Below are 11,882 nucleotides of genomic sequence, written 5' to 3' on the forward strand. Positions count from 1 at the left end.
CGAGCAGCCTAGGCGGCCGGCTTCAGAGCAGCACGGTGGTGAACGTGCCCACCTCGGCGAACCCGCAACGGTCGTAGGTGGCCCGTGCGGCGATGTTGAAGTCGTTGACGTAGAGCGAGACCTCGTCAGCCAGCCCGTTGAGCACGAGCTCGAGAACGGCAGCCATCGCGGGCACCGACCGACCCTGCCCACGCAGACGGGGGTGCAGCCAGACCCCCTGGATCTGCGCGCATCCGAGCGCGAGCGAGCCCACGTCGGCCTTGAACACGACCTCGCCGTGCTCGACCTTGACGAAGGTGTGACCCTGACGGATCAGCGACATGATGCCAGCCCGGTAACCGCGGTCTGACCCGAAGTAGGGCGGGTAGCCGATCTCCTCGGTGAACATATGGGTGGCCGCGGGCAGCACGATCTCGATCTCGTCAGGACGCGCCGGCCGCACCTCGGGGTCGAGGTCGATACCGAGACAAGACGGCCTGGTGGCGGTCGCCACGAGCGGCTGGCGGGTGCGGAGGGTGCGCGCCGGCCCCCATGAAGGGCCGAGCCGGTCCCAGAGCCCGTTGACCTGCTCACTGGGCCCGAAGATCGAGGCGCACTGGCGGCGCAACCGGGAGATCTTCCCCGCGATGGCCGTGAGACCTTCCTCGTCGAGCTCGACCGGAACGACGTTGGCACTCACCCACGCCAGACCGGTGAGGTCGCCGTCGCGGTAGTGGCCGAGCACCGACCCCGGGCTGCTGCGCAGGGCACCCTCCTCGATGCGGGCGGCGGCGAACACGTTCGACACCCGATCGCGAGCACAGATGGCCAGCGCGGCGTCGCGGTCGGAGACTGACAGCGGCCGCACCGGGGAGCGGGTGCGCAGCATGGTCTCAGCCTAGGGCCATGCTGGGGTCTATGAGGCGGGTGGACGTCTGGGTCGCAGCGGCGGACGAACCTGTCGGGCAGCCGGCCGGGCCGGGAGTGCTCGACGTGATCGAGAGGGCTCGCTTCGACGCGCTCACCCACGCGCCCACCGCGAGGGCCTACCTCGCTCTGCACACCCTCGCGCGGCAGGTGGTCGGGAGCATCATCGGCGCCCCCGCCCACGCCGTGCGGTTCGACCGTACCTGCCCCGTGTGTAGGGGTCCGCACGGTCGGCCGACGGTCATCGACCATCCCGGACTGCACCTGTCCCTGACCCGCACCAGCGCCCTGGTCGGGCTGGCGGTCACCACCGTCGGTGCTGTCGGGATCGACGTCGAGCAGGTAAGCGCCGCGACCTTCGTCGGCTTCGACGAGGTCGCCCTCCACCCGGGCGAGCGTGAGCCGGGCGGTCTCCCGACCGGGCGGGGTGGCCGGGCGAACGCGACGATGTGGGTGCGCAAGGAGGCGGCCCTGAAGGCTCTCGGGACCGGGCTGCGCACCGACCCGGCCACGGTTCGCACGCCACCCACCGGCATCCCGACCGTGGTCGTGCCGGGCACGGAACCGCTGACGGTGACCGACCTGGTGCTCCCCGGTGCGGCGGCCCGTACCCATGTTGCGGCGGTGGCCGTTGCGGGGGCCTCTGCGGAGGTCGTGATGAACGGTGCGAGACCGCCGCGCTGACGATCAGGAGAGCGTGGCCGCAGGCAGCCGGGGCAACGGCATCCGCCACAGCCAGTCATCGAGCAGCTCGTGCACCACCGGGCGGTCGTCGTGAGCGAGCACGAGGTCGACGAAGCCGGCCGTCGACACCGAGCCGTGTTCGCCGGCCGCGACCCAGGCCCGCACGAGCGCAAAGAACGCCTGGTCGCCGAGGTGTCGGCGCAGGGCGTGCAGCAGCAGGGCTCCCCGCTTGTAGACGCGGTCGTCGAACATCAGGCGGGGGCCCGGATCGGCCAGCACGAGGTTCTGCGGCAGCGCCGCGAGCTGTGAGTGGTGCGCTGTGGCGAGGTCGTCGGCAGTCGCCGCACCAGACTGCTCCGACCACAGCCACTCGGCGTAGCAGGCGAAGCCCTCGTTGAGCCAGATGTCGCTCCAGCCCGTGATGGTCAGGCTGTTGCCGAACCACTGGTGCGCGAGCTCGTGCGCGACGAGCCGCTCCTGCGCTCCGCGGCCCCGTAGCCAGTTCGGCCCGAACGTCGCCATCCCCTGGGCCTCGAGCGGGATCTCGAGATCATCGGCCGTCACCACGACGGTGTAGTCGTCGAACGGGTAGCGGCCGAACACCTCGGTGAAGAAGGTCATCATCTGCGGCTGGCGTTCGAGGTCGGCCAGCACCGGCGCCTTGACGGCAGCGGGCAGCGCCACCGTCTGGGGCACCGGCCCGTCGGCGATGGTCACATGTTCGTAGTGCCCAGCGTGCACTGCCGCCAGGTAGGTCGCCATGGGCCGGCGCTGCTCGAAGACGCGTCGGGTGCGGCTACCCCGGACCCGCTTCGCGGTGAGGGCCCCGGTGGCGACCACCTCGTAGGGCGAGTCGCACTCGATGGCAATGCGGTAGGTGGCCTTGCTGCGGGGGTGGTCGTTGCACGGGAACCACGTGGGCGCCCCGGTCGGCTGGCTCGCGACGAGCACTCCGTCGTCGAGCTCCTCCCAGCCGACCTCGCCCCACGGTGAGCGAACGGGGGCGGGAGTGCCGGCGTACGTGATGGTGACCGTCACCCGGTCGTCGACAACGAGCCGGTGCGGCACGGTGACGGTGAGCCGTTGGTCGCGGTGGGTCCACTTGGCCGAGGTGCCGTCGACCCCCACCTTGGCGACGCGCAGGCCAGCAAGGTCGAGGTGCAGCTTGGCGAGCGGGGCCAGCGCGACGACCTCGAGCACGGCCTTGCCGCTGAGGCGGTTGCTCGACATCTTGTAGTCGAGGTCGAGGTCGTAGTGGGTGACCGCGAAGGCGGCGTCACCACGACCGGGAACGTAGGGATCACCAGACGGCACGCGTCGAGAGTATGCCGCACCTGTCACGGGCGTGCAGGCGCGGTGTCGGATGCCGTCCTTGCCTGGCCCGCCCTAGCCTCGGTCCCGACCGTCCAGGGGGCGATCGGGTTGCCGGTCCACCGGCTGCCGCTCGGCACCGACTCACCCCGCAGCACCAGCGAACCGGGCCCCACCGTGGCGCCCTGCTCGATCGAGGCCGCCGGCAGGATCACACCGTTGGGCCCGAGCGTGGCGCCGGCGCCGAGGGTGACCGTGTCCATCGACATGATCCGGTCGTGGAACAGGTGGGTCTGCAGCACGCACCCCCGGCCCACGGTGGCTCCCTCGCCGAGGGTGACGAGGTCGGCCTCCGGCAGCCAGTAGGTCTCGCACCAGACGCCGTGGCCGATGCGCGCGCCGAGGGTGCGCAACCAGATGTTGATCGCCGGGGTGCCGGTGGCGGTCCAGGCGAACCACGGGCCCGCCACCATCTCGACGAAGGTGTCGACGACCTCGTTACGCCAGACGAACGAGCTCCACAGCGGATGTTCGACGGCCCGGATCCGGCCGACGATGGCCCACTTCGCCGCGGTGGTGACTGCGGCGGCGACCGCTCCGACGACGGCCAGCACAAGACCCGAGAGGGCGGCGGCCGGGCCCACGCCGAACCGGTCGACGATGGCGGAGAGCGTCACGAGCACGGTGATGCCGAGGGCGACCGTCACCATCACGGGCACGATGCGGCAGAGCTCGACGATCCCCCGAACCACCTTCAGCCGCAACGGTGGCGTGAAGGTGCGCTCGGTGTCGACATCGCTCGAGGCGCGCCTCAGCCGCACCGGTGGGCTGCCCAGCCAGCTCGAACCCGCCTTCGACTTCTCGGGTGCGGCCGACAGCACGGCAACCAGCCCGTTCTTCGGCACCCGGCGCCCTGGGGCCGTCATGCCGGAGTTGCCGAGGAAGGCTCGTTTGCCGACCTTGGCCGGGGCGATGCGCAGCCAGCCACCACGAAGCTCGTAGCCGGCCACCATCGTGTCGTCGGCCAGAAAGGCGCCGTCGGCCACAGTGGTCATCTTCGGAAGCAGCAGCACGGTAGAGGCCTCGACACCGGATCCGATGCGGGCGCCGAGGGAGCGCAGCCACCACGGGGTGATGAGGCTGGAGTAGATCGGGAAGAGCAGGGTGCGGGCCTGGTCGAGCAGCCGCTCGGTCATCCACACCTGCCAACCGACTCGGCTGCGCACCGGGTGGAAGCCCTCGGTGAGACCGACCCCGAGCAGCCGCACGATGGCGATGGTCAACAGCGCGAGACCGAGCATGGCCAGCACGGTCGCGGCAGGCACGGCCAGGTAGGCGGCTCGAGCGGCCGCCCCGTAGGAGGTGACATCACGGAGCATCACAGCCAGCACGAACAGCCCCGGGAGCAGGGCGAGCAGAGGCACGATGGCCAGCCCGATCGACGACACCCCGTACACCGGAACCCATCCCGATGCCCGGGGCGGGCGGGCCGGCGGCCACGTCGTCGATGAGCGCGCAGCCACGACGAGGGCCGGCGAACCGGCGACCGTCGTGGCCCGGTCGACGTGACCCAGCACCGTCGATCCGGCCTCGACCACGGCGTTTCGACCGATGTGCACGTCGGGACCGATGGTGCTGCGCGCTCCGATCGTGGCCTCGGCGGCGATGTGGATCTCACCGACGTGGATGACGTCGCCGTCCATCCAGTAGCCCGAGAGGTCGACCTCCGGCTCGACACTGGCCCCGTCGCCGATCGTCAGCATTCCCGTGACCGGAGGGACGGAGTGCAGGTCGACGCCGGTGCCGACCTTGGCCCCGAGAGCCCGCGCGTAGACGAGGATCCACGGGGCGCCGGCGAGCGAGATCGCCCCCATCGCCTCGGTGAAGCGCTCGGCCGCCCAGAGCCGTAGCTGCACGTGACCGCCGCGAGGGTAGGTTCCGGGGCGCACTCCGTGCAGCAGCAGGCGCGCGCCGAGGGCCGACAGGCTCATCCGGCCGACCGGGGTGACGAACGCCAGCCAACCCACGGCCAGCACCCACCACGACACCGGCCTGGCCCACGGCGCCAATCCGAGCGCCCGCAGCAGCTCGGTGGCCGTCACGAGGGCGACCACCCACTGCATCCCCTTGACGGTGAGCAGCACCAGGGAGATGACGGTCTGGAGCAGCTGGATGGGGCGCGGGATGCGGCTGACCTGCCGCGTGGGCGCCTGCGGGCCGGCCGGTGCGAGCGACTCGAGCAGGGTGGCCTGAGCCCCGAGGCGGGGATGGGCGTAGAGATCGGCGACCGTGACGGTGGGGGTGCGCTCTCGCAGCAGTGAGACCAGCCGAGCGGCCGGAAGGCTGCCGCCACCGTGGGCGAAGAAGTCGGCGTCGAGGGAGCGGATCGGGGCACCGAGCACCGTGGTCCACTGCTCGGCGAGCCAGCGCGGCGTCCCGGTCAGCTCATTGGCGCCCGCACCGAGCGCCTCGCCTGGCAAGGGCCAGGGCAGGGCCGCCCGGTCGACCTTGCCGGACGTTCGGGTCGGCAGGTCGTCGACGACGACGACGAGCGGCACGAGGGCCGCAGGCAGCTCGGCCCGCAACCGGTAGACAGCAGCGTCGTGGTCGAACGTCGCGGGGTCGGCCGGCACGACATAGCCCACCAGCACCTCGCTGCCGGCCGGGGTCGACTTCACCGCGGCCGCCGCGCCGGTCACCCCGACGAGCCCCTGCAGCGCGGCATCGACCTCGCCGAGCTCGATGCGCCGGCCCCCGAGCTTGACCTGGTCGTCGGCCCGCCCCACGAAGACCAGGCCTGCGGGGTCGTTGACGACGAGGTCGCCTGACCGGTACGCCCGCGCCCAGCCCAGCGTGGGCATCGGGGCGAACTTCTCGGCATCCTTCTCGGGGTCGAGATAGCGGGCCAGGCCCACCCCGCCGATGATCAGCTGACCCGTCTCTCCAGGGGCGACGCGGGTCTCGGCGCTGTCGACGACGGCGAGGTCCCAGCCGTCGAGGGGCAGGCCGATGCGCACCGGGCCGATGCCGTCGAGGAGCGCTCCACACGCCACGACCGTCGCCTCCGTGGGGCCGTAGGTGTTCCACACCTCCCGCTCCGGGGAGACGAGACGCGCCACGAGGTCTGGAGGGCAAGCCTCGCCGCCGAAGATGAGCAGGCGCACCGGCTCGAGTGCCTCCGCGGGCCAGAGCGCGGCCAGGGTCGGCACCGTCGACACGATGGTGATGCCCTGGGCCACCAGCCACGGGCCGAGATCGATGCCCGTGCGCACGAGCGACCGAGGCGCCGGCACGAGGCATGCCCCGTGCCGCCAGGCCAGCCACATCTCCTCGCACGAGGCGTCGAAGGCGACGGACAACCCCGCCAGCACCCGGTCGCCTGGCCCGATCGGCTGATCCTGCAAGAACATCCGCGCCTCGGCGTCGACGAAGGCGGCCGCTGAACGATGGGTGACGGCCACCCCCTTGGGGCGCCCGGTGGAGCCAGAGGTGAAGATCACCCAGGCGTCGTGGTCGACCGTCACGACCGGCCCTGGCACGGGCCCGTCGCTGTTCGGCCCGTCTTTCGTGACCCAGGTGGTCTCGATGCGACGGTCGGCCCCGACGACGGCCGCGACGTCGGCCTCGGAGAACACGAGGTCGGCGCGTTCCTGCGGGTCGTCGACGTCGACCGGCACGTAGGCTGCTCCAGCTCGCAGGATGCCGAGGATCGCGACGTAGAGGTCATGGGTGCCCGATGGCGCCCGCACTCCGACCCGGTCGCCCGGTCGGACCCCCGCTGCTGCGAGGTGTGCCGCCATCTCGCTGACCTCGCCGCTCAGCTCGCGGTAGGTCAGCACCGACCGGGTGTCGTCGATGGCCGGGGCGTCGGGGTGGCGGGCCACGGTGGCCGACAGCACGTCGAGCAACGTGCGAGGGGCACTGGTTCGGTCACCGGCCAGCAGCGGGTCGGACAAGGTGCCCCTCCTCGGGCCGCGAGCGCACTCGCTCTGGGCGATATCGGAAGTGTAGTGAGGGCAGGTGAACGGCCGGTGTCCTCGAACCCGGCGCGCCGCCGGTATCGCGCACTACGGTGGGGGGAGTCTCTCGCGCGGCTGACCAGCGCGCCGTCCCCAGCCCGAAAGGCCCACCATGACCGAGTTGCGCGTCGTTGCCGAGATCGTCGCCAAAGCGGGTTCGGAGGACGGCATCCGCGCTGCCCTGTCGACCCTGGCCGTGGCCACCCGCGACGAGGACGGTTGCGTCGCCTACGAGGTGTTCGAGTCGGATGCCGCGGCCGGCACCTTCTTCACCATCGAGACGTGGCGCTCACCGGAGGACATGGCGGCGCACCTGCAGAGCGAGCACCTGGCCGCCGCGTTCGCCGCAGCCGACGGGCACGTCAGTGCCCCGCCGGCGATCCACCCGCTCAACCCGGTGGGCTGAGACGCCCTGAGGTGAGCAGCGGGCGGGCGAGGTCGGTGTTGTCGAAGACCCAGCTCGCCTGCTCGCGTGGCCTCGCCTCCGCGAGGTAGAGCCGCTGACCCTCGACGTAGCGACGGTTCACGGCTGCCTCCGGGTCGGGGTCGTGTTCGCCCTCGAAGCGGGCGTTGCCGCGCGGCACGGAGACGGCGAACGGCACGTCCACCCAGACGGTCGCGTCCCACGCATCGGTGAGCTCGGGGCGCTGCAGGAAGATGCCGTCGACGAGCAGCACGGTGCCCGGGCCGACGACGATCCGATCGGGGTGGATCGGCCGGTCGGCGACCACGTCGTTGATCGCCGGCGTGACGGGCGCGCCGCGACGGAACGGCTCGATGACCGCGCGGCGGAAAGCGTCGTAGTCGTAGGAGTCCTCGTAGAACGACTCCGGCCCGCGACCTCGCGCTCGCCGCTGAGCTTGTGGTCGATGGAACCCGTCGATTGAGACACGGAGAACGGGTCGGTCTGCCATCAACATCTGGGCGACCTCGTCGGCGAGCACCGTCTTTCCGGCGCCGTCGAACCCGTCGACCGCCACCGTGACGCGCTCGCCCGGCTGCAGCGCGACGACCCGGTCGGCGAGATCGCGGACAGCGGCATCCCGCTCTGCCGTGCGGACCGGAGCCGGCACCTCAGCTGACGGTCACCGAGGGGGCGCCAGCGTCGGCCTCGTCGACCGGCTCGCCCATCTCTTCGGCCAGGCGCATGGCCTCCTCGATGAGCGTCTCGACGATCTGGCTCTCGGGAACGGTCTTGATGACCTCGCCCTTGACGAAGATCTGGCCCTTGCCGTTGCCGGAGGCCACGCCGAGGTCAGCCTCACGGGCCTCGCCGGGACCGTTGACGACGCAGCCCATGACGGCCACGCGGAGCGGCACGGTCATGCCCTCGAGCCCGGCCGTGACCGCGTCGGCGAGGGTGTAGACATCGACCTGGGCCCGACCGCACGACGGACACGAGACGATCTCGAGCTTGCGCGGCTTGAGGTTCAGGCTCTGCAGAATCTGGTTGCCGACCTTGACCTCCTCGACCGGAGGCGCCGACAGCGAGACCCGGATCGTGTCGCCGATGCCCTGTGAGAGCAGCGCGCCGAAGGCGGTCGCCGACTTGATCGTGCCCTGGAAGGCGGGCCCGGCCTCGGTGACCCCGAGGTGGAGGGGCCAGTCGCCGGCCTGCGCGAGCAGCTCGTAGGCGCGCACCATGATGACCGGGTCGTTGTGCTTGACCGAGATCTTGAAGTCGTGGAAGTCGTGCTCCTCGAACAGACCGGCCTCCCAGACGGCCGACTCGACGAGCGCCTCGGGGGTCGCCTTGCCGTACTTCTCCATGATCCGCTGGTCGAGGCTGCCGGCGTTGACGCCGATGCGGATGGACACGCCCGCGTCCTTGGCCGCCTTGGCGATCGCCTTGACCTGGTCGTCGAACTTGCGGATGTTGCCTGGGTTGACGCGAACGGCAGCGCACCCGGCGTCGATCGCGGCGAAGACGTACTTCGGCTGGAAGTGGATGTCGGCGATGACCGGGATCTGGCTCTTTCGGGCGATGGCCGGCAGGGCGTCTGCGTCGTCCTGGCTCGGGCACGCGACCCGCACGATGTCGCAGCCGGTCGCCGTGAGCTCGGCGATCTGCTGGAGGGTGCCGTTGATGTCGGTGGTCGGCGTCGTGGTCATCGACTGCACCGAGATCGTCGAGTCGCTGCCCACCCCCACCTTCCCGACCTTGATCTGGCGGGTCTTGCGCCGTGGGGCGAGAACGGGAGGGGGCGCCGACGGCATGCCGAGCGAGATCGTCATGCTCCCATTATGTCCCGCGCAGGAGGTCGGGGTTCACGCGCGGGCGCGGTGACCACGTCAGGGGGTGCTGCACCGCCGTCAGCCGAAGAGGCGGATGGGCTTGACGATGTCGGCGTAGATGAGCAGGACGGACATGGTGATCAGCACGAGCGACATGCCGTAGGCGATGGGCAAGCCCTTGGCGACGTCGACGTAGCCCGGATCCGGGCGATCGCGCAGGCGCGCGACCGTTCGCTTGACCCACTCCCAGATGGCGCCGGCCACGTGCCCGCCGTCGAGCGGCAGCAGCGGCACCAGGTTGAACACGAACAGCGCCAGGTTGAGCGAGGCGACGAGCAGCACGAGCTGGATGAGCTTGAGCCAGTTGCCGCCCTCGTCGGCCGGGATGTCGGCAGCGGCCACCTCACCGCCGATGCGGCCCACCCCGACGACCGAGATGGGGCCGTTGGGGTCTCGTTCGCCCGAGCCGAAGGCGGCCTGCACGACGCCGGCCATCTTCTGCGGGATCTTCACGATGATGGATGCCGTTTGGACGGCCTGCTTCCAGACGAACTGCGGAGCATCCCAGATCGGGGTCTTGACAAGGTCCTGACCGGGCGTGACGCCCAGGAAGCCCGTCTTAGCCAGCACGAGCTGCCCGTCCTTGGTGACGGGGTTGCCCTCCGCGTCGTAGGTGGCGCGCTCGAGGCTCGCGGGGGTGACGGTGATCGGCACCTGCTGGTCGCCCCGCTGCACGACCATCTGCAACGACTGACCGGCGTGGTCGCGGATGGCGGCGGTCACCTGGTCCCAGGTGGTGATCGGTGCGGAGTCGACCGAGAGGATGCGGTCGTTCTGCTGCAGCCCGCCGGCCACGCTCGGTGCCTGCGGGTCACCCGGGGCGCACGTGGGCTGGGGCAGCGCCAGGGTCGGCGCCGCGGTCGGCACGCACGCTGACAGGAGCCCGACCTTGGGTACGACCTGGGGCAGCCCGTAGAGGGTGATCACCCCGGTCAGCAGCACGGCGGCGATGACGAGGTTCACCATCGGCCCGCCGAGCATGATGATGATCTTCTTGGCCGGGTGCAGCTTGTAGAAGACCCGGTCTTCGTCGCCGGGCGCCACCTCCTCGAGGGCGTCGGCCCGCGCCTGGTCGACCATCTGGCTGAACCGGCCGGTCGAGAGGGTACGCAGCTCGCCAGGCTTGTCACCGGGTCGCGGCGGCAGCATGCCGATCATGCGCACGTAGCCGCCCAGCGGTATCGCCTTGATGCCGTACTCGGTCTCTCCGCGCTTGCGCGACCAGACCGTCGGGCCGAAACCGACCATGTACTGGGTGACCTTCACCCCGAACTTCTTGGCGGGCAGGAGGTGGCCGATCTCGTGCAGCGCGATGCTCAGCGCCACGCCGACGACGATGACCAGAACCCCAAGGATGAACAGCACACTCCATTGTCACATCCGCCCCCTGTGAAACCGACCTGACGGCGGAAGGGCCCTTGTGCCGAATCAGGGCGCGACGAGCGAGGATGCCGCGCTGCGGGCCCAGCCGTCGGCGGCGAGCACCTGTTCGAGAGTGAGCTCGCCCACCGGTTCGGCTGGGTCGGCGGCATACCGCTCGACGACCTTGGCCACGGTGTCGACGATGTCGACGAAACGCAGGGCGCCGTCGAAGAACGCCTGAACGCACACCTCGTTGGCGGCGTTGTAGACGGCCGGCCAGGTGCCGCCTGCCTCCCCCACCCTTTTGGCGAGCGCGACAGCGGGAAAGGCCTCGTGGTCGAGCGGTTCGAAGCTCCACGAGGCGGCGCGGGTCCAGTCGATCGACGGTCCGGCGTCGGGCACCCGGTCGGGCCAGGCCATGCCCAGGGCTATCGGCACCAGCATCGACGGGGGGCCGGCCTGCGCCATCGTGGAGCCGTCGGTGAACTCGACCATCGAGTGGATGAGCTGCTGCGGGTGCACCACCACCTCGATGCGGTCGAACGGCACGTCGAAGAGCAGGTGGGCCTCGATCACCTCGAGCCCCTTGTTGACCAGCGTCGCCGAGTTCGTGCTGATCACGGGGCCCATCGAGAAGTTCGGGTGAGCCAGCGCCTGTTCGACCGTGACCGACTCTAGCTCGGCCCGACTGCGGCCCCGAAAAGGCCCGCCACTGGCGGTGATCACGAGCTTGCGCACCTCGTCGGGAGTGCCGCCGCGCAGGCACTGGGCGATCGCCGAGTGCTCGCTGTCGACGGGCACGAGCTGGCCGGGCCGGGCCGCGCGTTTGACGAGAGGGCCGCCGATGATGAGCGACTCCTTGTTGGCCAGGGCCAAGGTGGTGCCGGCGCGCAGAGTGGCGAGCGTCGGCGCCAGGCCGATGGCTCCGGTGATGCCGTTGACGACGACGTCAGCCTCTTGCGCGGCCAGGGTGGTGCTGGCCTCCGGACCGGTGAGCAGCTCGGGCTCGTAACCGGTGACCGATGAGCCGTCTACCGCGTGGTCAACGGCGTGAGCGATCGCGGCGGAGAGGTCGTCGGTTGTGCCGGCTGCCGCAGCCACCATGGGGACCCGCAGCGCGACGGCCTGCCTCGCCAGCAGCTCAAGGTTGGTGCCCGCCGAGAGGCCGATGATCTCGAACCGGTCAGGGTTGCGTTGGGCGATGTCGAGGGCCTGGGTGCCGATCGACCCGGTTGAGCCGAGCAGGATGACACGGCGACGGCGGAGCTGTTGGTGGGCGGGTGTGCTCATGCTCTGCATCCTCTC

9 protein-coding genes are annotated in these 11,882 nt (G+C 70.8%); 2 read left to right on the forward strand and 7 right to left on the reverse strand.

Translation table 11 applies throughout. From position 1 onward, the window contains the following. Nucleotides 1-22: 22 nt before the first annotated feature. The gene (locus BA895_RS10135) at nt 23-868 is read right to left on the reverse strand and encodes a GNAT family N-acetyltransferase (RefSeq protein WP_070191757.1); all 846 of its coding nucleotides are present in this window, start codon (nt 866-868) and stop codon (nt 23-25) included. Nucleotides 869-897: 29 nt separating this feature from the next. On the opposite strand from BA895_RS10135, the gene BA895_RS10140 reads away from it, so the two are divergent. Then, complete coding sequence (locus BA895_RS10140) at nt 898-1,590, forward strand: 4'-phosphopantetheinyl transferase superfamily protein (protein WP_175442295.1); 693 nt, start codon at nt 898-900, stop codon at nt 1,588-1,590. Between the two features lie 3 nt (nt 1,591-1,593). Here the strand turns inward: BA895_RS10140 and BA895_RS10145 are convergent, their stop codons facing one another. Beyond that, on the reverse strand, nt 1,594-2,904 hold the full coding sequence (locus BA895_RS10145) for a M1 family metallopeptidase (RefSeq protein WP_070191759.1): 1,311 nt from the start codon (nt 2,902-2,904) through the stop codon (nt 1,594-1,596). 23 nt (nt 2,905-2,927) lie between these two features. Beyond that, on the reverse strand, nt 2,928-6,857 hold the full coding sequence (locus tag BA895_RS10150) for a Pls/PosA family non-ribosomal peptide synthetase (protein WP_083283189.1): 3,930 nt from the start codon (nt 6,855-6,857) through the stop codon (nt 2,928-2,930). Nucleotides 6,858-7,032: 175 nt separating this feature from the next. Between BA895_RS10150 and BA895_RS10155 the strand changes: the two genes are divergently transcribed. Then, nucleotides 7,033-7,326: a putative quinol monooxygenase gene (locus BA895_RS10155; protein WP_070191760.1), complete on the forward strand. Its 294-nt coding sequence runs from the start codon at nt 7,033-7,035 to the stop codon at nt 7,324-7,326. Here the strand turns inward: BA895_RS10155 and BA895_RS10160 are convergent. The 4 genes from BA895_RS10160 to dxr form a co-directional block, all read right to left on the reverse strand. Further along, nucleotides 7,310-7,993 carry a uridine kinase gene (locus BA895_RS10160; RefSeq protein ID WP_070191761.1) on the reverse strand — a complete coding sequence of 228 codons (684 nt, stop codon included), beginning with the start codon at nt 7,991-7,993 and terminating at the stop codon, nt 7,310-7,312. The genes BA895_RS10155 and BA895_RS10160 overlap by 17 nt on opposite strands. Nucleotide 7,994: 1 nt before the next feature. Continuing rightward, nucleotides 7,995-9,155 (reverse strand): flavodoxin-dependent (E)-4-hydroxy-3-methylbut-2-enyl-diphosphate synthase, encoded by a 1,161-nt coding sequence (ispG, locus tag BA895_RS10165; RefSeq protein WP_070191762.1) that lies wholly within the window; start codon nt 9,153-9,155, stop codon nt 7,995-7,997. A gap of 78 nt (nt 9,156-9,233) precedes the next feature. Beyond that, nucleotides 9,234-10,580: an RIP metalloprotease gene (locus BA895_RS10170; protein ID WP_070191763.1), complete on the reverse strand. Its 1,347-nt coding sequence runs from the start codon at nt 10,578-10,580 to the stop codon at nt 9,234-9,236. Between the two features lie 63 nt (nt 10,581-10,643). Next, the gene (dxr, locus tag BA895_RS10175) at nt 10,644-11,867 is read right to left on the reverse strand and encodes a 1-deoxy-D-xylulose-5-phosphate reductoisomerase (RefSeq protein ID WP_371327705.1); all 1,224 of its coding nucleotides are present in this window, start codon (nt 11,865-11,867) and stop codon (nt 10,644-10,646) included. Between the last annotated feature and the right edge of the window lie 15 nt (nt 11,868-11,882).

This window comes from Humibacillus sp. DSM 29435 (genome assembly GCF_001758225.1).
In the GTDB taxonomy this organism is placed as follows: domain Bacteria; phylum Actinomycetota; class Actinomycetes; order Actinomycetales; family Dermatophilaceae; genus DSM-29435.